General features: G+C 67.0%; 19 protein-coding genes, 1 rRNA gene and 1 riboswitch. Of the genes, 15 read left to right on the forward strand and 5 right to left on the reverse strand.

All coding sequences use genetic code 11. The features are described 5' to 3' along the window. Nucleotides 1–346: 346 nt before the first annotated feature. Nucleotides 347–1276 (reverse strand): DUF4232 domain-containing protein, encoded by a 930-nt coding sequence (locus F8566_RS19410; protein WP_151561727.1) that lies wholly within the window; start codon nt 1274–1276, stop codon nt 347–349. Beyond that, entirely contained in the window at nt 1273–3603 is a 2331-nt protein-coding gene (locus tag F8566_RS52285) for a serine/threonine-protein kinase (protein ID WP_264159343.1), read from the reverse strand. The genes F8566_RS19410 and F8566_RS52285 overlap by 4 nt, the downstream gene beginning before the upstream one ends. A 56-nt stretch (nt 3604–3659) precedes the next feature. Here F8566_RS52285 and F8566_RS19420 point away from each other — a divergent pair, with 56 nt between their 5' ends. Next, nucleotides 3660–4211 (forward strand): RNA polymerase sigma factor, encoded by a 552-nt coding sequence (locus F8566_RS19420; protein WP_151561729.1) that lies wholly within the window; start codon nt 3660–3662, stop codon nt 4209–4211. 415 nt (nt 4212–4626) lie between these two features. Continuing rightward, nucleotides 4627–5634: a sulfotransferase family protein gene (locus F8566_RS19425; RefSeq protein ID WP_151561732.1), complete on the forward strand. Its 1008-nt coding sequence runs from the start codon at nt 4627–4629 to the stop codon at nt 5632–5634. 91 nt (nt 5635–5725) lie between these two features. On the opposite strand, the gene F8566_RS19430 is transcribed toward F8566_RS19425, so the two are convergent. Next, nucleotides 5726–7189, reverse strand: coding sequence for an alpha,alpha-trehalose-phosphate synthase (UDP-forming) (locus F8566_RS19430; protein WP_151561734.1), 1464 nt, complete (start codon nt 7187–7189; stop codon nt 5726–5728). A 132-nt stretch (nt 7190–7321) separates the two neighbouring features. On the opposite strand from F8566_RS19430, the gene F8566_RS19435 reads away from it, so the two are divergent. The 6 genes from F8566_RS19435 to F8566_RS19460 all read left to right on the forward strand — a co-directional run bounded on the left by F8566_RS19435 (nt 7322) and on the right by F8566_RS19460 (nt 11893). Next, nucleotides 7322–8359 (forward strand): cation diffusion facilitator family transporter, encoded by a 1038-nt coding sequence (locus tag F8566_RS19435; RefSeq protein WP_151561736.1) that lies wholly within the window; start codon nt 7322–7324, stop codon nt 8357–8359. A 128-nt stretch (nt 8360–8487) separates the two neighbouring features. Then, nucleotides 8488–8629: riboswitch (SAM riboswitch) on the forward strand. Between the two features lie 16 nt (nt 8630–8645). Beyond that, the gene (gene thrC / locus F8566_RS19440; protein ID WP_151561738.1) at nt 8646–9890 is read left to right on the forward strand and encodes a threonine synthase; all 1245 of its coding nucleotides are present in this window, start codon (nt 8646–8648) and stop codon (nt 9888–9890) included. 134 nt (nt 9891–10024) lie between these two features. Next, complete coding sequence (locus F8566_RS19445; protein WP_151561740.1) at nt 10025–10303, forward strand: MoaD/ThiS family protein; 279 nt, start codon at nt 10025–10027, stop codon at nt 10301–10303. A gap of 112 nt (nt 10304–10415) precedes the next feature. Next, nucleotides 10416–11039, forward strand: a complete 624-nt coding sequence (locus F8566_RS19450; RefSeq protein WP_151561743.1) for a hypothetical protein — start codon at nt 10416–10418, stop codon at nt 11037–11039. 181 nt (nt 11040–11220) lie between these two features. Beyond that, on the forward strand, nt 11221–11421 hold the full coding sequence (locus F8566_RS19455) for a cold-shock protein (protein WP_151561745.1): 201 nt from the start codon (nt 11221–11223) through the stop codon (nt 11419–11421). Nucleotides 11422–11677: 256 nt separating this feature from the next. Further along, a complete protein-coding gene (locus F8566_RS19460) occupies nt 11678–11893 on the forward strand; it encodes a hypothetical protein (RefSeq protein ID WP_151561747.1) in 216 nt (71 codons plus the stop codon). A gap of 21 nt (nt 11894–11914) precedes the next feature. On the opposite strand, the gene F8566_RS19465 is transcribed toward F8566_RS19460, so the two are convergent. Continuing rightward, complete coding sequence (locus tag F8566_RS19465) at nt 11915–12715, reverse strand: SAM-dependent methyltransferase (protein ID WP_151561749.1); 801 nt, start codon at nt 12713–12715, stop codon at nt 11915–11917. 187 nt (nt 12716–12902) lie between these two features. Further along, the gene (locus tag F8566_RS19470) at nt 12903–13673 is read right to left on the reverse strand and encodes a PP2C family protein-serine/threonine phosphatase (protein ID WP_151561751.1); all 771 of its coding nucleotides are present in this window, start codon (nt 13671–13673) and stop codon (nt 12903–12905) included. Between the two features lie 432 nt (nt 13674–14105). Here F8566_RS19470 and F8566_RS53265 point away from each other — a divergent pair, with 432 nt between their 5' ends. The 7 genes from F8566_RS53265 to F8566_RS19500 form a co-directional block, all read left to right on the forward strand. Further along, nucleotides 14106–14345, forward strand: coding sequence for a DUF7683 domain-containing protein (locus tag F8566_RS53265; RefSeq protein WP_449692024.1), 240 nt, complete (start codon nt 14106–14108; stop codon nt 14343–14345). A gap of 530 nt (nt 14346–14875) precedes the next feature. Continuing rightward, nucleotides 14876–15286 carry a hypothetical protein gene (locus tag F8566_RS19475; protein ID WP_151561753.1) on the forward strand — a complete coding sequence of 137 codons (411 nt, stop codon included), beginning with the start codon at nt 14876–14878 and terminating at the stop codon, nt 15284–15286. Between the two features lie 938 nt (nt 15287–16224). Continuing rightward, nucleotides 16225–17850 (forward strand): chaperonin GroEL, encoded by a 1626-nt coding sequence (gene groL / locus F8566_RS19480; protein ID WP_151561755.1) that lies wholly within the window; start codon nt 16225–16227, stop codon nt 17848–17850. Nucleotides 17851–18596: 746 nt separating this feature from the next. Further along, complete coding sequence (locus F8566_RS19485) at nt 18597–19202, forward strand: phospholipid scramblase-related protein (protein ID WP_151561757.1); 606 nt, start codon at nt 18597–18599, stop codon at nt 19200–19202. 52 nt (nt 19203–19254) lie between these two features. Continuing rightward, nucleotides 19255–19845 carry a phospholipid scramblase-related protein gene (locus F8566_RS19490; protein WP_151561759.1) on the forward strand — a complete coding sequence of 197 codons (591 nt, stop codon included), beginning with the start codon at nt 19255–19257 and terminating at the stop codon, nt 19843–19845. A 56-nt stretch (nt 19846–19901) separates the two neighbouring features. Further along, the gene (locus tag F8566_RS19495; protein WP_151561761.1) at nt 19902–20249 is read left to right on the forward strand and encodes a hypothetical protein; all 348 of its coding nucleotides are present in this window, start codon (nt 19902–19904) and stop codon (nt 20247–20249) included. A 750-nt stretch (nt 20250–20999) separates the two neighbouring features. Next, nucleotides 21000–21103 (forward strand): 16S ribosomal RNA (locus F8566_RS19500); the annotation flags it as partial.

A 21103-nucleotide genomic window follows, 5' to 3' on the forward strand; every position in this document is an offset into this window, starting at 1 on the left:
GGCTTCACGACTTGCGCGTTTGCCCGACTTGCGGGGGGCGCGTGTGTACGGCCTGTGGGGCACGTCTGCACGACCTGCTGAGTCGCGTCTGCAAGATGCCGCGCGTGTCTACACCGATCTGGGACGGCGTCTGCACGGCCTGCAGGGCGCGTCTGCACGACCTGCTGGGTTGCGTCTGGACAAACCTGCGGGACGCGTCTGCATGATCTGCCGCGCGTCTGCAGACCTGTGGGCGTGTCTTGCACGACCTGCGGGGGGTGTGTGGGTGAGCTGCCGGGCGTGTCTGCATCGACTTGGCGGGCTTCTATGCTGTAGCAGCTTGCGTTCGGCTAGCGCCACGTGCTGGTCAGGCGGTGGCGCATCCGCCTGCTACTTGTCCGCTGTCAACCTTTGTCGTCAGGCGGTCCGGTTGGAGGGTGCCGGACACGCAAGCTCCGCCTCCCGGGCGCACCTCGAACGCGACTGCCTGGATTGCTCCGATGGAGGTCGCTTTCGTGGTGTCGGCCGAATAGCCCAGTCCCAGGAGCGCCGCTCGCACCGAGTCTGCGGTGAAGCCGCCTTGGGTGCGCAGTCGTTCCAATGCGGGGTAGATCTTTCGTACGGCCATCTCGGCCAACAGCCGTTGAGCCGGTCCCAAGTTCGGGTGCTGGCGCGGGCCGTTGCTGCTCGCTGCGGTCGTGTTGCGGACCTTCTCCCACGGGCTGACGCCCAGCTTCCGGGTGGTGCCCAGGTCGATGCCGACGCCGGGCAGGCGATCAGTTGGCTCGCCCGGCGATGGTGCGATCTCCAAGAACTCGGCGGTGACGGCATGCTGTGGATCGTCGGTCACCAGGTTGCGCCACAGGATTCCGGCCCAGGCCACCTCGCCGGGTTTCAACGTCACCTTTCGCGGTGGGTGATTGTAGGAGTCCACCGTCGCCACCGAGGACGACCCGCGGCCGACCGCCACCTTGATCGGCTTGCGGTCGACGTCCAGGAGCCGGACCTGTGGATAACCCTTGAGCACTCGGTCGCGGTCACCGCAGTTGTAGAGCTCGACGCTCATCGACCGGAGACCCATGGCCGCTTCTGTTGCGCGGACCCACAACGCGACTCCCGATCGCGGGCAGGCCGGCGCTGCGGAGGCCGTGGGGCGTTCAGAGCGTTCCGATGGCGCGCCTGCGGTCTTCTCGCACGCCACCAGGGCCAGGGGGAGGATCAAAGCTGCGGTGACACGGGCGACATGTCCGATATACAACCTGGCACTCAGCCGGTCATTCGGGCCTTCAGTGATCATTCGGGGGCGGCGAGCTTGAGGTTGTCGAGGATGGTCTTGGTGAGGTTGCGGTTGTCGGTTTCCTTGATCCGGACCCAGGCGCCGAACGTGCCGCTCTTGTCGCGCAGGCCGGCCTCGGTGACGGACGGCGTACCGACCTTGCAGGCGGTGAAGCGGATGATCGTGCCGGAGAGAGCCTTGTCGGGGGAGACGTAGTTCTCCTGGGCGCCCTTCGTGCACTGCGGATGGCGGATGAGTCCCGGCGGCGGGAGCTTTCCGGCGGCCGTGTCAGTGGTCAGGCCCACGAAGACACCTGGGCTCCTTCCGTCGCCCTTGAACGCGGCGGCGTTGGGCGTCGCGCGCAGGACCGGCCTCGCCTTGGGATCGGTCAGGGCGGCGACCGAGGTGCTCCAGGTCCTCTCCGCCGACTGGAGCGGCCAGGCATTGGGCGCCGCCAGCCTGATCTTGCCGGAGGGGTCGGCGATCTGGACGAAGTCCTGCGGGGGCGCGGGCTGCTTGGACGCCCCGTTCCTGTCACCGCCACCGTCGCCTTCGTTGAAGAGCGTGCCGAGCAGAAGACCGCCGACCAGCGCGATCGAGAGCACGATCGCGGTGATGATCATCGGCGTCATGAGCTTGTTCTGCCTGCGGTCGCCGCCTCCGGCCCTGGCGCCCGCCGGGCCGCCGGAACGCCCGGCAAGGCGGACGTTCTTGAGCTTTCCCATCGGGCCGCCCGCCGGGCGCGGCGCCTGCTCGGAGCCCGGCTGCGGTGGCTGGAATCCCGTGGGCGAGGGGCCCTGCGCGTGGCCGTGCGGCGGCGGATGCCCCGGACCTCCACCGCCATGCGGAGGCTGCGGGGTCGGGAGAACGGTCGTCTTGTCCTCGTCGGCAGGCGGTGGCTCCGGGCTCGGACCAGAAGGTCCCTGGTAGGCCGAAGGTATCGGGACAGCCACCGTACGGTCGTCATCGGGAGACCCAGGAGGCTCTCCGGGGCGATACTGCGGACCGCCGCCTGGGGGCCGAGCCTGGCCGGGCTGGTCCACGATCGTCTTCTCGTCGTCGGGGACGCCCCCGGGAGGCCCGGGCCGGTCGCCCGGGCGGGGCGGCACACGCATCTCGGAGGTAAGGATGTCGTCGTCGGACGCCGTCTGGTCCTCGCGCGTGGGAGGCTCCGGCTCGACGGGGAAAGGTGCGCGAGGTTGTCCAGGCGCTACTGGTCGCTCCGGCGTCGGCGGGACGGGGCCTCCGCCGCGTTGAGGCTCAGCTGAATAGCCCCCAGGAGGACCGTACGGTCCGGGCTGAGGCTGCCCCTGTTGAGGCCCGCGGGGCTCAGCGCGGGCCGGATAAGGCCCACCCTGAGGCGTGCCAGGCTGGCCTGTGGCGGCCGAAGGATCGGCTGCAGGCGCTTGACCAGGCGTGACCTGTCCGGGTCCGGCCACGGGGCGCCTGGACTCGCTGGGCGGTGCGGGACGCTGGGGACCCACGTACTCGTCCTTAATGGTCGAGTCCAGATTCGAGGTCTCGGCCTTCATGGGGTGTCGCGTTCCGGGCGGCATGGTCGGCCGGAGGGTGGAGAGGGCCTCGGCAAAGGCCTCGGCGGTCGGCCAGCGCTTCTCGCGTTCGACCTCCAGGGAACGGAGGATCACCTGGTCGAACGCGGGCGGGATGCCCTCGCGGAGCGCGCTGGGCGGGACCTTGACCGGGGCGGGCCCGGGGGGACGGCCCGTGAGCATGTGGTAGGTGAGCGCGCCGAGCCCGTAGACGTCGGCCCGCACGTCGAGTCCGCCGCCGAACCGCGCCTGCTCGGGCGACATGTAGCCGGGTGTGCCGACCGGCAGCGTGAACGCGCCGGAGGCGTGGGCGAGGGCCTTGGCCAGGCCCAGATCGGCGATCAGGAGCTTCTCGCCGCCGTCCCGGGTGGACTGGAACAGCACGTTGGAGGGCTTCAGATCGCGGTGGATCACGCCGAGGGCGTTGATCACTTCGACGCCGTACGCGATTTCCTCGGCGAGCACAAGGGCCTCGAAGACCGGAAGTGGCCGTTCCCTCATGCGGTCGGCGAGCGTTCCGCGATCGGCGTACGACATCACGAAATAGGGGCGTCCGTCCGGTAGCTCACCGATGTCGTGGACGCGAACGAGGCGTTCCGAGTCGGCGCGCCGCAGGATCCGCGCCTCCTCCAGGAAACGATTGCGCACGTCGAGGTCGTCGATGAGGCTTCCGGACAGCACCTTGATCGCGACCTGGGCTTCCAGCGCGTCGTCGTGCCCCAGCCACACTGAGGCAAACGCCCCGGACCCCAGGACGCGATCGATTCGGTAACGGCCGACCGTAGGTGGGAAGGACACTCCCGTATCATGCCCAACAAACGGGGTGTGTGTGCGAACGAGCATGAGGCGCGGCGATGGCATTCGACGAGCGGACCGAAGAACTGGCCGTCAAGGCGGCCCAGGGGGATCAGGCGGCCCTCAACGAACTTCTGCGTGTGATCGAGCCTGATGTGATGAGACATAGCTCACGTTTCCTGCCATGCCGGCAGGACGCGGAGGAGGCCTGCCAGGACGCGCTTCTGCAGGTGGCTCGGAACATCCACAGGTTCGAGGGGCGGTCCAGGTTCAGCACCTGGCTGCATGTGGTGGTGGCCAACTCGGCGCGTTCGACCTACCGGTCGCTTAAGCGCCGTTCGGTCGAACAGGCGGGCGAGCTGCCCCAGCAGCGTCCTGACCCGCGGCGCACCAGCGTCATCGCGGGTTCGAGGGTCGACATCCTCGACGCCATGGAGGACCTGGAGGCCCGCAAGCCGGACCTCATCCAGGCCCTGGTCCTGCGCGATGTGTCGCAGCTGGAGTACGCGGAGATCGCCGAGCAGCTCAAACTGCCGCTCGGCACGGTCAAGTCGCGCATCCACGAGGCCCGCAAGCAGGTCCGCCAGACCCTGGGCGAGTCCTACACCTGACGCGACGTCCACAGGACCGGCCCGGTGCCACACGGCATCGGCCTGACGCGGGTGCCGCCCGGCATCGGGCTGGCGCGATGCGACGCGGCATCGGGCTGACGCGGGTGCCGCCCGGCACCGGTCTGGCGCGATGCGACAGGGCACCGGTCTGGCGCGATGCCACGAGGCATCGGGCTGGCGCCCGGTCGCCTGGCGGCCTGATCGTCCGGTGAGGTCGCTCGCTTCTTTACCTGCGGGTGCGGGTGTTTGACCTGCGGATTTGTTGGTGCTGGGCCGGGATCTCGGGAAGCTTCGTCCAGGTTTGGCATGGGGCGTTCGTTGGCCGTCAAGCCTCGGTAATGCCTCGGCAAGCGTGCGGCTAGGCGCAATGTGTCGCATGGGTGGGTCGGCGAACATTCCCTGCATGTCCTCAGGCATGGCTTTCCAGTCCGACCGGCCGATCTTTGTCATCGGATGCCCGCGGTCGGGGACGACACTGCTGCAGCTGATGCTGCACTCACATCAGCGGATCGCGATCCCGGCCGAGACGCGGTTCCTGCTCCCCGCCTATTCGGCCCGGTGCGACTTCGGTGACCTCCGCGACAGCGACAACAGACGTGCGCTGGCGGAGTGGATCACTGGCCGTAAGGAGACCAAGTTCCGGGACCTTGGGCTCGACGCCGCGGAGGTCGTCGAGGAGATCGTGGCGGGTCCGCCGACGATGGGCTCGGCGCTGGGCATCGTGTTCCGCGCGTACGCCCGCAAGTTCGACAAACCGCGCTGGGGTGACAAGCGGCCCAGCTACTTCAAGCATGTGCCCACGCTCTTGCGGATGTGGCCGAACGCCCAGTTCGTGCACCTCATCCGGGATGGCCGGGACTGCGTCGCGTCTCTCAAGGAGATGCCTTGGTACAAGCTTGACATCCACCATGCGATCTCGGCCTGGCGCGAGGCGATCGACTTCGGGCGGCGGTACGCGGCGAAACTCGGGCCCGACTCCTACTACGAGCTGCAGTACGAGCGGCTCGTGGCGGACCCGGCCGACGAGCTGTCCCGGCTTTGCATGTTCTTGGGCGAAGATTTCGATCCCGAGATGACCCAGCCGCAGGACATCGCCCGGCTGACCGTTCCACCGCAGAAGAAGTGGCACAACCGGACGCAAACCGCCATCACGTCGGGCCGGGTGGGTTCGTGGGCCGAGCGCCTCGAACCCCAGGAGATCGCTCTGGCCGAGTCTGTGCTCAGTGAGCGTCTGACCGAGTACGGCTACACACTCAGCGGTGCGCCGCGCCCGAGTCCGGCCATGCTCGCGCGCTTCGCCAAGACGGCGACGCATCGGCGAGTGGCGCATCGGAAGAAGGATCTGCGGGACCGCTGGCAGCGGCGTTACGAGCCGGGCCCGGTGGAGTGTCTGCTCACCAAGCAGTCGCCCACGCCTGCTTGAGGCTCGTGGCGGGTCCGGCGGCACGAGCCGTCCTGTGGCAAGCCATGGACCCGCCCGCCATGCTCCTTCGGCCGAGCACTCAGTCGGGCACTTAGTCGAGTGCGGCGAGTTGGTCGCCGAACCACTGTTGCGGGGGGAGCGCGGTCGCCGCGGCCGCCAGCCGGGCGCAGCGTTCGGCGCGTTCGTCCTCCGGCATCAGGAGCGCCTGGTGCAGGGTCTCGGCGGTCTGCGAGACGTCGTACGGATTGACGATCAGCGCGTCCGCGGCGAGCTCCGAGGCCGCGCCGGCCTCGCGGGACAGCACCAGCGCCGAGCCCCGTTCTGACAACACGGGACCTTCCTTCGCGACGAGGTTCATGCCATCGCGGATGGGATTGACCAGGAGCACGTCCGCCATCCCGTAAGCCGCCAGGGAACGCGGGAAGTCGTCGTTCACCTGAAGGATCAGCGGCTCCCAGTCGGGTGTGCCGAACTCGTCGATGATCTGCCCGGCCATCCGCTGCACCGCCGCCGTGTACTCGCGGTACTCCGGCAGATCGTGCCGGGACGGGTAGGCGAAGGCCAGGTGCACCACGCGGCCGTGCCATTCGGGGTGGTTGGTGAGCATCTCGCGGTACGCGGCGAGGCCGCGGACGATGTTCTTGGAGAGCTCGGTCCGGTCGACCCGTACGATCAGCTTCCGGTCGCCGACCTGCCCGCGCAGCGCCTCGGCCCGTGCCGCGACGTCAGGCTCGGCGGCGCGCCTGCGCAGCGATTCGCCGTCGATGCCCAGGCCGTGGACGCCGATCTGGGTGACATGCCCGCCGCAGGTGACCGTACGGGCGGCACGGTCGACGCGTACGCCGCTCAGGAAACGCTCGCAGCAGTCGAGGAACGCCATGGCCCAGCGTTCCGTGAGGAAGCCGGCGTGATCGGCGCCGAGGATGCCCTCCAGAACCTGCGCGCCGATGTCGTCGGGCAGCAGCCGGTAGTACTCCGGCGGTGCCCAGGGAGTGTGCGAGAAGTGCACGATCTTCAGATCAGGGCGGCGGTCGCGGAGCATCCGCGGGGCCAGTGACAAGTGGTAGTCCTGGATCGCGGCCTTCGCCCCCTGCGCGGCGTCGCGGGCCAGCGCGTCGGCGAACGCCGCGTTGTACGCCTCGTACGACTGCCAATCCCGGCGCGAACGAGCGTCGAAGTGCGGCGCGCGCGGGGTGTCGTACAGCAGGTGGTGAACGAACCACAGGGTCGAGTTGGCGACGGCGTTGTAGGCGCGATGGAACGTCGCCGCCGGGATGTCGAGCATCCGTACGGCCGCACCGCCCGTGTCATGGCCTGCTTCGTCCAGCCGTCCGTCCGGTGCCTGCCGTACGGCGGCGCGGTCGGCCTCGCCAAGGGCCGCGCACACCCACAGCACGTCCGCCGAGGGCTCTCGCGCAGGCCTGCCCGGGCCGCCGGTCACCGCGGCCAACCCGGAGACGAGACCACCACCGCCGCGCCGCATGGTCAGCGCGCCGTCGTCGGACAGGGAGAACGAGACCGGACCACGGTTTGACGCCACCAGCACTTGGCTCATAACCGAAGGGTCTCAGTTGGTGCCCAGCCACATCAAAGTGACCCACGGGAATTCGACGTTGGCGAGGACGGCGGGAGGGGCGTGTTGCGATGTCTTGGGCATCTTGGGGGTTTTTGCGGGTAGACGGTGCGAATGAGCAGGGCCGAGACGAAGAAGACGGTGCTCGTCGCCGGGGCGGCGAACCTCATCCTCGCGATCACGAAGCTGGTCGCGGGGGCGCTCGCGGGTTCGGCCGCGATGCTGGCGGAAGGGGCTCATTCGGTCGGCGACACCCTCAACCAGGCGTTCCTGCTGACGTCGTTGCGGCGCAGCGCGCGACCGCCGGACCGGCGGCACCCGTTCGGGTACGGAAATGAGCGCTACTTCTGGTCGTTGCTCGCCGCGTTCGGAATCTTCGTCGCGGGGGCGGGCTATTCGATCTTCGAGGGCATTCTGACGATCACCGGTCGTGGGCACGGTGGTGAACAGGTCTGGCTGGCGTTCGCGGTGCTGGGATTGGCGGCGGTGCTCGAAGGCGGCTCCTGGATACGCGCGTACACGCAGGCGCGCCGGGAGGTCCGCGACAGCGACCGTGACCTCATGGAGCACGTGCGGCAGACGCCCGACATCACGTTCAAGGCGGCGCTCTTCGAGGACACGGCGGCGATGATCGGTCTCGCGCTCGCCGCCGCCGGGCTGACGCTCCGGGAGCTCACCGGCTCGTCATTCTGGGACGGCCTCGCGTCGATCTTGATTGGGCTGCTGCTGGTCGTGGTCGCGTTCACGCTCGGCCGGGACAGCCGGTCGCTGCTCATCGGCCAGGCCGCGGGTCCGGCCGACCAGCGCGCGATCCACGACGAGATCATCTCGCCACCCGAGGTGAACGGCGTCGAGCAGCTGCTGACCATGCACTTCGGCCCGGACGATCTGCTGGTGGCGGCCAAGGTGCACTTCTCGGACGACATCAGCGCCGACGAGGCCGAGGACATCGCCGGTGAGATCGACCGGCGCCTCCGCGAGCGGCTGCCGATCGTTCGCCATGTCTTCCTCGACCCCACCCAGGAGGACACAAGTCCGCGGGGCCCCGAAGAGGCGGCCGAGCTGGACCCCGTCGGGCTGGATCCCGTCGAGCTGGATCCCGCCGAGCAGGCATCCGAGGTAAGACCTTCCGATCCAGCGTGGAGAGGCTGACGTGGCCGGCCCGGGTCGAGTGATCCGGACGGCGCGTGGGTAATGTCTCACCGGGTGAGATCCGACTGTCTGGCATCCGGTCAGATCAGGTAAAGTCACCCACACAGCTTGAAACCACAACTGAATAACGCTCATCCAGAGGGGTGGAGGGACCGGCCCTGCGAAGCCCCGGCAACCACTTGGTTTGTGCGCGCTCGCGATCCTGCGAGGCCGGCCAAGAGATGGTGCCAACTCCGGCCTGTGACCAAGGCGGCACAGGGAAGATGGGGAGAAAGGCCTCGCTCTCATGGCACTTACGCCTGCCACCAACCTCGGACCCGCTACCGCTCTCGTGTGCCGCGAATGCGGCAACACCAGGGATCTCGGCCCGCACTACGCGTGCGAGGAGTGTTTCGGTCCCCTTGAGATCAAGTACGACTTCGGCGATGTGACCCGCGCCTCGATCGAGGCGGGCCCTCAGAACATCTGGCGTTACCGCGGGCTTCTGCCCGTTCCGGAGAACGTCGCGGAGACGCCCAACACCGAGCCCGGCCTGACCCGCCTGGTGCGCGCCGACCACCTCGCTGAGTCGCTCGGGCTGCAGCGGCTTTGGGTGAAGGACGACAGCGGCAACCCGACCCACTCGTTCAAGGACCGCGTCGTCGCCGTGGCGCTGGCAGCGGCGCGCGAGCTGGGCTTCAAGGTGCTGGCCTGCCCGTCCACCGGCAACCTCGCGAACGCGGTGGCGGCCGCTGCGGCGCGTGCGGGCATCCGCAGCGCGGTCTTCGTACCGTCCAACCTGGAGTCGCAGAAGATCATCACGACCGCGGTCTACGGCGGGACGTTCGTGACGGTGGACGGCAACTACGACGACGTCAACCGCCTGGCCTCGGAGATCGCGGGGGAGCAGGAGGACTGGGCGTTCGTCAACGTCAACGTGCGGCCCTACTACGCCGAGGGCTCCAAGACCCTGGGCTACGAGATCGCCGAGCAGCTCGGCTGGCGGCTGCCCGACCAGATCGTCATCCCGATCGCGTCCGGCTCCCAGCTCACCAAGATCGACAAGGCGTTCCAGGAGTTCATCAAGCTCGGCCTGGTCGAGGACAAGCCGTACAAGGTGTTCGGCGCGCAGGCCGCCGGCTGCGGCCCGGTGTCCGCCGCGTTCAAGGCCGGGCACGACGTCGTACGACCGGTCAAGCCGGACACCATCGCCAAGTCCCTCGCCATCGGCAACCCCGCCGACGGCCCGTACGTGCTCGACATCGTCCGGCGCACCGGCGGCGCGATCGAGGACGTCACCGACGAGCAGGTCGTCGAGGGCATCCGGCTGCTGGCCCGCACCGAGGGCATCTTCGGCGAGACCGCGGGCGGCGTCACCGTCGGCACGCTCCAGAAGCTGACCGAGAGCGGCGCGCTCGACCCGTCCGCCGAGACCGTGATCATCAACTCCGGCGACGGCCTCAAGACCCTGGACGCGGTCGCGCCGGTGGTCGCGCCGACCGCCAACATCGCCCCGTCCCTCGAGGCGTTCCGCGCCGCGGGCATCGCCTGAGGCGAATGAACGGGCAGCCTGACGCCACGGTGCGACGGGCTCTGCTGATGCCATCGCGTCCCGGCGCCGCCCTTGGGCGGCGCCGGTTCCGCGAGCCACCTTCATACCGATCGATCTGTTGAGGAGTTCCTGAAATGAGCACGGTTTCTGTGCGGATCCCGACGATCCTGCGGACCTACACCGGCGGCGAGGCGGAGGTGAAGGCCGAAGGGGAAAACCTGCGCGCCGTGGTCGCCGACCTGGACGCCGGCTACGCCGGAATCGCCGCCCGCATCCTCGACGACAACGGCAAGATCCGCCGTTTCGTCAACGTGTACGTGGGCGACGAGGACGTGCGCTTCGCCGACGGCCTGGACACCCCGACCCCCGAGGGCTCGCAGATCTCCATCATCCCCGCCGTGGCCGGCGGCTGATCTTCGAGCCTCGCTGAGCGTGCCATGCGGGGCGGCCGGTATTCGTTGGTCAGGCCGACACCGGCTCCGTGCGGGAGTGCTTTCGTCCTGATAGATCGGGTAAGAGGCCCGCATGGGGATTGCGGAGGACATTGCGGGTGCCGTGCTGGCTCACCCCAGCGTGAACGAGGTGAAGCTGATCGGATCTCGGGCACGCGGCCACGCGACCGAGTTGTCGGACTGGGATTTTCATGTCACAGCCGAGGACTTCGGTGAGGTGGCTGCGGACCTGCCCGGACTCGTTTCTCCGTACGATCCGATCGCCGCCCAGTGGGACCCGCTCGGTGATTTCGAGAGCTATCTGCTCATCTTCAGCGGGCCGGCGAAAGTTGATCTGATCTTTCCTGATGTACCGCGCAGTTCCAATCCGCCCTGGCGGGTCGGGCCCGACACTCTCGCCGCAGTCGACGCGCATTTCTGGGACTGGTCGTTGTGGCTGGTCAGCAAGCGTCGCCGTGGCATGACCGATCGGGTACGGGGCGAACTCCTCAAGATGAGCAGGCATCTCTTGGAGCCCCTCGGCATCGTGGCCATTCCGCATTCCCTTGAGGAAGCCGCGGCCCGATATGTGCGGGAGAGAGACCGCCTGGAGAGGCGCTACGGGATCCGTTTGTCGCGGCGTCTTGAGGAGGAAGTGCTGCCGCTCGTACGGGCGTCCGATGGTGACCATTACCGGCCGTCAGGTCTTCCGTCGTAAGGGCTGTCACCGGCATCAGGTCACATATATGGTCGACCCCGATCACGCCGGGTCGAACCCCGCCGCGGCCTCTGAGGGTCATGGAGACACGTGCGCTGGTCGACGGGCCCCGCAGTAGAAGGGGTGGGGCCCGAAGCGTGACCGTGGCCGGGTGGCCACGGACGAGCGGCAGGTTTTCGGTATGGCTCAGGGCACAGTCAAGTGGTTCAACGCCGACAAGGGGTACGGCTTCATCGCGGTCGACGGTGGTCGGGATGTGTTCGTGCACTACTCGGCGATCCAGATGGACGGCTACCGCAGCCTCGAACAGGGCCAGCGAGTCGAGTTCGAGATAACGCAGAGCGACAGAGGCCCGCAGGCGGACGCCGTCCGAGCCATCTGACATTCGTGCCATCAAGTCCTCAGGTGCCGGAGCCGTCCGGCTCACCTGAGGCCAGATCCGTCTGCGCGATCTGAAGTGGGGCAGGCCGGGCTGTCCGTGGCCAGTACAGCGTGGTCGCTCCGCGCGGCCCCTCGCCGTCCTGCTTCGACAGCGCATCGATGGGCGACCGCGGGCAGCGCACAGAGTGGGCCCTGGCCCAGGCCATCGGCCGGTGCGACGATGAGGTCCGGATCGCGTGTCCTGGGGTGTGATCGCGATGACGCTGCACAGAGGCCTTTTCGAACGTTGGTGGCTGCGGGCCTGCTGGTACGTGCTCGTCGGCCTGGCGGTGACCTTCGTTCTCTCCCGACTGGACGGCGTCTCCTGGATGGAGGAGATACGCCGCGGCGTCATCCCCTGGCTGGTGATCGTCCTCGTACCGGAGCTGCTCATGTGGCGGCAGCGTCGGCAGGCCAAGGACACCCGTCCGTGATCCGATCAAGGTGGATCAGCCTCAGGGCTTTCGTGCGAGGGCGCAGACTCCGGGAAGCTCAGGGGGCTCGCCCCAAGGGCTGGCCTCGGGGCGCCACCGGGGGAGCGACACCAGTCCCGGGTCCACCAGTTCCAGGCCGGCGAAGAGACGGCTGACCTGGTCGTAGGAGCGCACGGTCATCTTCGGGGTGCCGTGCTCGTTCCATTCCCTGATGTTGGCGCGGACCTCTTCGGCGTTGACGAAGTCGCAGGCGTGCGTCATGGCGAGATGGCTGCCGGAAGGTACGGCGTCCATGAGGCGCTTGATGATCGTCTGGGCTTCCTCGTCGTCCAGGATGAAATGGACGATGCCCAGGAGCATGATGGCGATCGGCCGGTCGAAGTCGAGGGTCTCGCGCGCCTTGGCCAGAATGTGCTCGGGGTCGCGCAAGTCGGCGTCGATGTATGAGGTGGCGCCCTCAGCGCTGCTGTTGAGCAGGGCGCGGGCGTGCGTCAGCGCCAGCGGGTCGTTGTCGACATAGACGATCCGGCATTCCGGTGCGATTCGCTGGGCGACCTCATGGGTGTTGTCCACGGTCGGCAAGCCGGTGCCGATGTCCAGGAACTGCCGGATGCCCACCTCATCGACGAGATGCCACACCGCGCGGCCGAGGAACGCCCGGTCGGCGAGAGCGGTCTGGACGATGCCGGGGAAGACCTTCTTGATCTCCTCGCCGACCGCTTGATCGACCGGATAATTGTCCTTGCCGCCCAGCCAGTAGTTCCAGATTCGCGCCGAATGCGGAACGGAACTATTAACGTGCGATTGGGTGTCATCGTCCATGACCGGATTGTTGCAGTTGCGGTCCGACCTGTCTGGCAGCCCGGACGTTCTCGTGCCGCCTCGGACTCGGTACGCCGTTGGCTGGACGTCCCCACGCTCTCCGTCACGCTTGCCCGTCGTGGTGGCTGCGTCCTGCCAACAGGCGGCATGACCGGGGCCGCCCGTTCCGCGATTTTCCGGGCGACCCCTACTCGCAGGATCGGGGAAGCCGGGCCAGTGCGCCCGCGGTGACTGGTTCCACGGTTGTCTCGGTGGCCATGACGTCAATGACGACGCAGCTGGCGTCGTCTGCTGCGGGGTTGGCCTGGACGGCCTGCATGAGACGGTTCACGATGTCGGCCGGGCTGGCTCCTTCCTTGATGATCCGAAGGTCTGGGCCGTCGTGGATCGAGGGCGCGAAGCCGCGAGTGCAAAGGATGTATCGGTCCCCTGGACGGCTTTCGCGTAGCGATTGATCCGGGTCGGGAGCAGCCGTGCCGTCGAGGAAGCGGGGTGCTGGCAGCGCCCGAGGCAGGGTGAAATCGTGCGTGATCTGGTAGATCTCGCCATCACGGATCAGGTAGGCCCGGCAGAGACCGACGTGGGTAAGGGCGAGCTCATGTCCTGACCAGTGGATTGCTGTGACCCAGACCGTCGCGTCGGTGCATCGCTGGTCGTGCTGCTTGAGCCGCCCCAGTCGTTCATGTGCCTGGTCTATCGCCGACAGTGCGAGCTCCATGATCGGTGATCGCGGGCGAAAGCGCTCCTCCCACAAGGTGGCTGCGGCCCGGTTCAGAGCGTCCTCGGACGGCCGGATGACCTGACGGGCCATGGCCTCAACGACCTCTGCGGCAGCGATGTCACCGCCACTGCCTCGTCCGGCGGCGACGACCTGTAGCTGTGGGCCGGCGTAGACGGCGTCCTGATTGACCTGTGACGCGCGTCCGATCTGTGAGCCGACGGCAACGATGACGCCCATGCCCTTTGACGCTACAAGGGCACGATCAACCGGTCACGTGAAGCACCGGCCAACGCGATCCATAAACCGCCGATACGGTCGGCCCGCGCTCGCATGTGTCCGTGGCACCGTGAGCCCCTGGGTGTGCGGCGTGCCGCATTTTTCTCCACCTTCCTTCCCCCGCCCCGATGAAAGCCGGCGGACAGGTTCCGTCAAGGGTCGAGCTTGCTCGATCACGTTGTGACGCCTGAAGGGTGCCCTTGACGGGTTCTGGCCGACGCCCACTCTGAAGAGATCGGGTCGGGGCCCGTGCCATTCCAGCCCAGGCCGCAACGTCCCGGGGGCTGCCGCAGGTGCCCTGCTCAAGACTCCCATCGAAGCCTCAGGAGGCGGTGGAAGACTGGGCTGTGCAGATGAAAGGGGCCCGACCCTTGATTGGAATGTGGAGAAGCCATGTGGACACTGTCCGTCTTTGATCAGTCTTCCGATGAACTGGTAGCCGAGACGGAACTTCCGAATGTCGAGTGGCCTTCTCTTCGAGCGGCGCTGGACATCCCGGACGCGGAGCCCGCTGGCGGTTATCCATTGTCGGAGGAGGGGCTAGCGATAGTTCGTCCACTCTTGCACGATGACGTTGGTTCCTTCAGGGACGGATGGTTCTACGTCCTTGAGGATCTGGCCTCTTCGACGTGACCGCGTGAGCGGGCTGCCGTCCAATGCCGTCGGCACCCGAAAGGGGAGCAACGCGAGTTGGCCGGCGGCCTGCGTCCATCGACACGACGGTGATCACTGGTGCATGCTCGTCACGCTTAATGCAGAAGGCCGCTATTTCGAGCTGAGTGAAGCCCGTGCAATGACAGCCATGGCAGAGGATGGCGTGCTCATGCCGGGCCCGACCCCTGTGAACGGCGATTATGGTGACCTACAGCGGCAGTCAGGGGAGCACGGCTTACCAGGGTTGGGCGGGTTTGTCCCACGTGAGACCACAAGTGGCGAGGTAGATCGAGCTGGCCTCGGCGGGGATGTTCGCGGCTTGCACTCGAGAGGGTGGAGTCAACAAGAGGACGACTAGCCCCTTGATCTGCGAACGGGCGACCCCACAGGGCATGACCGGGGCCGCCCGTTCCGCAATTGTTCCGCACTGCCAGGTCCCGTTGCCGACCGCACAGCCTCAGCTCTTATTGACTTGCACCGGAGGCATGGTGGCCCATCAAGATGTGGTCATGCCTTCACGCAACCGCCGTCTCGGAAGCGGCGTGTCGTGGCCGATCACCTTGACGGACGTAGTCGATGGGCTCGGTGAGCAGTACGAGTTCGTCAAGAGACCGAAGTTCTGCGTTGGCGGTGTCGCTGACAGTCCACTGGCCGTGGAATGGGTTCCCGCCCACTCCTTCAACTTCGGAATGGGCGGCTATCACCCAGATGTCGTGGGGATTCACATCAACATCCGTCCAGTGAGGTCGGCAGATAGGGCGGCTGTTCGCTCGCTGCTGCTGACGCTCGCGTTGCCGCAGCTACGTGACTGGATTGCTCGCTCCCAGGTTGCAACGGAGACTTGGAAGGACGATCTTCACACTTGCCGATGGACCTGTGATGATGAGGAAGTCAGGTTGGTGGGTGAGTGGCCGTTGTGAGCGGTGGTCGACCTAGCTCGACGCCGAACCACTGACAACCGTCAAGGTCCGTGAGACCGTGCAGCCTCGGCGGAGAACCCCTCGTATGCCGCACAGAAGCTCGCACCGTTCCAGAGTGCTCATTCGCGCGAACGGCGAGACGGTGTGAGGGACACAGCGGCCGGTCCCGGCTTGCCCGGAACTGGTCATGATCCTCCGTGCTCATGTCGAGGAATTCGGGGCGGGTGACGGCGGTCGGCTCTTCCGCAGTCAGCGAGGCAACCGGCTGGCGCCGGTGAGCTATGACTCGGTGTGGCGCCGTGCCCGCGCTCATGCACTGACCCCGGCCCAGCTCGCCACGCCGCTAGCGGAACGGCCCTATGACCTCCGGCATGCCTGCCTGTCGTTGTGGCTGCGCAGCGGGGTTAGCGAGATCGAGGTGGCGGCTCGGGCGGGTCACTCGGTGGCGATGCTCCAGAGCACTTACGCGCACTGCATCGACGGGGATCGAGACCTGATGAACAAGCGGATCGAAGCAGGTCTGGGTAGCCCCGAGCAGGGTTCAGGGAACAGAGGGGAACAAGCGGGCGCTTGGTCGCCTGGCCGGGAGGTGTCTGTTCCCCGATTGTTCCCGGAACGGCGGGTGACCGTGACGTATAGCGGCAGTCAGCGAAGCACGCCCTACCAGCCTCCGAAGGACATTGGTCCTGGTAAGGACGTGAATGGGCAGGTAGATCGGGCTGACCTTGGCGGGGATGTTCGACGCTTGCACTCGACAGGGTAGAGTGCTAAACAAACGGTTGGCACTCACCTGTGGAGAGTGACAATCCCACAGTCTGGGTCGGGGCGATGAGGCCTTGTTCTCGGCGGCGGAATGGAAGCCGTTCGAGGTGGGGCCGTCCGTCGCGGGCGTCGGCTCGATCCGTCATAGCCACCTTGTTCCGGGAGGACTGGAGCCTATGGCTGCAAAGATGATCGCGTTCGACGAGGAGGCCCGCCGCGGCCTTGAGCGCGGCATGAACCAGCTCGCTGATGCCGTAAAGGTCACCCTTGGGCCCAAGGGCCGCAACGTCGTTCTGGAGAAGAAGTGGGGCGCTCCCACGATCACCAACGACGGTGTGTCGATCGCCAAGGAGATCGAGCTCGAGGACCCGTGGGAGAAGATCGGGGCCGAGCTCGTCAAGGAAGTCGCCAAGAAGACCGACGACGTCGCCGGTGACGGCACGACGACGGCGACCGTCCTTGCTCAGGCGCTGGTCCGTGAGGGCCTGCGCAACGTGGCCGCCGGCGCCAACCCGATGTCCCTCAAGCGGGGCATCGAGGCTGCGGTGGAGCGCGTGAGCGAGGAGCTGTCCAAGCTCGCCAAGGACGTGGAGACCAAGGAGCAGATCGCTTCCACTGCCTCCATCTCCGCCGGCGACCCGCAGATCGGCGAGATGATCGCCGAGGCGATGGACAAGGTCGGCAAGGAAGGCGTCATCACCGTCGAGGAGAGCAACACCTTCGGGCTCGAGCTCGAGCTCACCGAGGGCATGCGCTTCGACAAGGGCTACATCTCGCCCTACTTCGTGACCGACCCCGAGCGGATGGAAGCGGTCCTTGAGGACCCGTTCATCCTGATCGTTCAGGGCAAGGTCTCGGCCAACAAGGACCTGCTGCCCGTCCTCGAGGGGGTCATGCAGTCCGGCAAGCCGCTGCTGATCATCGCCGAGGACGTCGAGGGCGAGGCCCTGGCCACGCTGGTCGTCAACAAGATCCGCGGCATCTTCAAGTCCGTGGCCGTCAAGGCCCCGGGCTTCGGTGACCGCCGCAAGGCCATGCTGGGCGACATCGCCACGCTGACCGGCGGCCAGGTCATCAGCGAGGACGTCGGCCTCAAGCTGGAGGGCACCACGCTCGACATGCTGGGCCGGGCGCGGAAGGTCGTGGTGTCCAAGGACGAGACCACGATCGTCGACGGTGCCGGTGACGCCAACGAGATCGCGGGCCGGGTCAACCAGATCCGCACCGAGATCGACAACACCGACTCCGACTACGACCGCGAGAAGCTCCAGGAGCGCCTCGCCAAGCTGGCCGGCGGCGTCGCCGTCATCAAGGCCGGCGCGGCGACCGAGGTCGAGCTGAAGGAGCGCAAGCACCGCATCGAGGACGCCGTTCGCAACGCGAAGGCGGCCGTCGAAGAGGGCATCGTCCCCGGCGGTGGCGTGGCGCTGCTGCAGGCGGCCGGTCCGGCGTTCGACAAGCTCGAGCTGGCGGGCGACGAGGCCACCGGTGCCGCGATCGTCAAGCGCGCGCTGGAGGAGCCCCTCAAGCAGATTGCGGTGAACGCCGGCCTTGAGGGCGGCGTCGTGGTGGAGAAGGTCCGCGGACTGACTCCGGGCGAGGGCCTGAACGCGGCCACCGGCGAGTACGTGAACATGTTCGAGACCGGCATCCTCGACCCGGCCAAGGTGACCCGCTCGGCGCTGCAGAACGCTTCGTCGATCGCGGCTCTGTTCCTCACCACCGAGGCCGTCATCGCTGAGAAGCCGGAGAAGAACGCTGCTCCGGCCATGCCGGACGGCGCCGGCGGCATGGACTTCTGATCGGGTCCTAGCCGTACGACTCCGTACGCATGAAAGGGGCGGTTCCCTACGGGGACCGCCCCTTTTGCCATGTGCTGGATGGTCTCTGAGGGTTGGCTGAGCAGCGCCGACGGTTGAAGTCGGGGTGGGTGACAGCGCGGCAGCAGGTTTGCGCTCAGGTGAGAGCAACTTCTTCACGGGAACGCATCGCAGACAGACGTGGCGCAAGGCCGGACGGCACGAAGTGGCGGTCAGGGTCGGCGACGTCTGTCGCGTCGGGCGAGGTGAGGGTCCCACTGGTCTCGTCCCGTGTCCGCGGTCTTTCCATGGGCGGGCTTGACCGCGGGCCGTGCCCGGGCGCCTGGAGCTGCCGCGGAAGCTGGGACGTGCCGAGCGCGGGTCGAAGCGGCGCGTCAAGGTCAAGGCTGCGTTGCCGGGGCTGCGCGCCCGGGATGCCGGTCAGCGTAAGGACTGGGGTTGAGCAGACCAGCACCGTCCCGGCCGCCGCTTCGACGTCATCGGAGTCGAGGCCCTCAATATCGGCGTGATGAGTGCCTCGGTGCGCGGGACGTTGAAGGAGCCGGGCCGTGACATCGCGCGGGCAGTCGGGGTGCCCTGGCGTCCCGTTTGGACCACAAGACCCCTGGAAGGCCCGTGGAGATCAATCGCGCGTACACTTCGCAACGTTGCGGCGTGTGTGACCGCGGACGGGAGTCCCCTCTCACGAGGGGGAGGACGTCACTACAGAGCATGAGGACACGTGACATATGAGCGATCTCTTCAACTCCCCGGTCTTGAAGGTCGAACAGCCGCGCCGCATCCCCTCGGCCAAGTCGCAGTACACGATCTCCGACGGCCACGGCGTCCTTCTGGCCAAAGCATCGGAACGTTCCGTACCGCTGGGCCGCCAGGCGGCGCGAGCGCTGTTCGGCGACGGTGACGACCGGCGCATGGTCCAGGTGGAGAACGCGCAGGGCGGTGCGCCGCTCCTGGTGATCGAACGTCCGAAGCGGACCCTGGGGACCTGGGTCAGCGCCCCGAACGGCACGTTGATCGGGTCGATTCGGTCGGACGGTTACAAGTGGCGGTACGTGCTGCTGGACGCGGCCGAGCGTCCCGTCGGCAGGCTGGAGGGCAACAAGCTCGCCCGGAAGTTCAAGGTGCTGGACGGCGTCGGCGGGCACGTCGCGCAGGTCGACAAGAAGTGGAAGGGCGCGGCGACCGAGGTCCTGACCACGGCGGATCGTTATGCGGTGGAGTTCTTCCACCCGCTGCCCGATCCCCTGCGCGTACTCGTCGTGGCCGCGCCGATCGCACTGGATCTGATGTTGTACGAGGGCAAGGACCTGCCGGATCTCAATCCACTGACGTAACTGTGGACGCAAGGCACTTTCGCGTGCCGCCGGAGCTTGGCAGGATCGCCGGGTGAGCGATCTCTTCAACTCCCCGGTGCTCAGGGTCGAGCAACCCCGCAAGGGTCCGTTCTCCAAGACGCAGTACAAGGTGCTGGACGGTGACGGCACACTCCTCGCGGTCGGCGCCGAGATCAAGGTGCGTTCGCGCGGAGAGTCACTGAAGGCGGTCTTCCCAGGGAAGTCCGAGATGGACGCGCGCGCCGTGGAACTGGCCACGCCCGAGGGCGAGCCGCTCCTGCACGTGGACAAGGCCATGGGCCGGATGTTCACGGCGGTACGGCGTCCCGACGGCGAGGTCATCGGGGCCTTCCGCACCGAACGCGTCGGCCGGCTCTACTCGTTGCGCGACGCCGATGACAAACGCCTCGGTGAGGTCGTGGGCGACGTGCCGCGGCGCAACTTCACCGTGAAGGATCCCGAGGGCAACCAGGTGGCGCACGTCCAGAAGAAGTGGGCGGGTGTGGCCACCCATCTGCTGACCACCGCCGACCGGTACGCGGTGGAGATCTCCGACCCGGTGCCGGAACCGCTGCGCACGATGGCCGTCATGACCGCGATCGCCATGGACCTGCTCCTGCACGAATCCAAGGACATCACTTAGCGGAGAACGGCTTCCCGGGGCGCCTGACCGCGAGGTACGTTCCGAACGTGCAGGCCATGCCCGGGCGCTCGAACGGCTGGTGGATCTCACCGGCCATTCCGACGATCGCCAACGCCGTCCTGGCCATGCTGTGGGGCTTCTCGGCCCTCGGTGGCTGGGGCGACGCGGCCTTCTGCGGCGATGCCGCCGAGCGCGACCCGGCGTGCGGTGCCGACTTCGACATCGCCGTCCGCCTATCGGTGGGGCCCGCCGGCCTGGCCGCGCTCATCGCCCTGACCGCGTGGGCTCTTCCCCCTGTACGTCACAGCTCCAACCGCCTCGACGCCCTCCTCACCGTCGCGGCCTTCATCTGGGTGTTCGCCGAAGGAGTGCTCTTCATCGGCGGTCTCGTAGCCAAGCCCTGAGTTCGATCGTGGCCAAATTACTCGGCGAGCTGCTCGAGTGGGACCGGCGATCGCGTCTCGGATAGGCATCCACTTCGTCGTTACCAAACAGGGACAAAGTGGGGAGCCCTGCCGCTTTTGCCGGTCTGACCAGGCTGTACATCGAACGTGAGCAGTGCTGCGGCACCGGGAACCGCGACACGTTGCGACTTCTTGCGCCAGTTGGTTTGACGTTCGGTCGGCGTGGGCATACTGTTCTCTTCGCCCCACGGGGATGCGGGACGCCGATTGCCGGTGGCCGGCCCGAGGGGAAACCACTAACGATCACCGGGCCTGGTTTTCCATGCCCGTGCTCCGCAGTGGGTCGGAATGGCTGATTTTGACAACTCGGCCAGATCTGATGAAATAGCAACACCCACCGGGAAAGGGCCGCGAAAGCGGATCCGGGAACGGTGGATCAGAAAAGACCGGAAATTGACAAGCCGGACGGATCTGATAAAGTAAAAGAGTCGCCTCCGAGCAGGAAACGCGAAAGCGAATCTCAACGGTGGGTGTCCGTTTCTTGAGAACTCAACAGCGTGTTAAAAGCCAGTGCCTTTATAGGCCAGGCACTTTGTGTCTGGTCTCCCCGTGGCCATGACCCCTTTTTGTGGGGGGTTGTGGTGGGGATTTCTTTGAGGCAAAGCGATCTTTTAGGGATCGCATTGCTGGGATTTTCTCTGAGGTTTGGCGGCCTGGGGCCCTTGTGGGGGTTTGGGTTGTCGTTGGGCCTTGATGGAGAGTTTGATCCTGGCTCAGGACGAACGCTGGCGGCGTGCTTAACACATGCAAGTCGAGCGGAAAGGCCCCTTCGGGGGTACTCGAGCGGCGAACGG

Source organism: Actinomadura rudentiformis, assembly GCF_008923185.1.
Classification (GTDB): domain Bacteria; phylum Actinomycetota; class Actinomycetes; order Streptosporangiales; family Streptosporangiaceae; genus Spirillospora; species Spirillospora rudentiformis.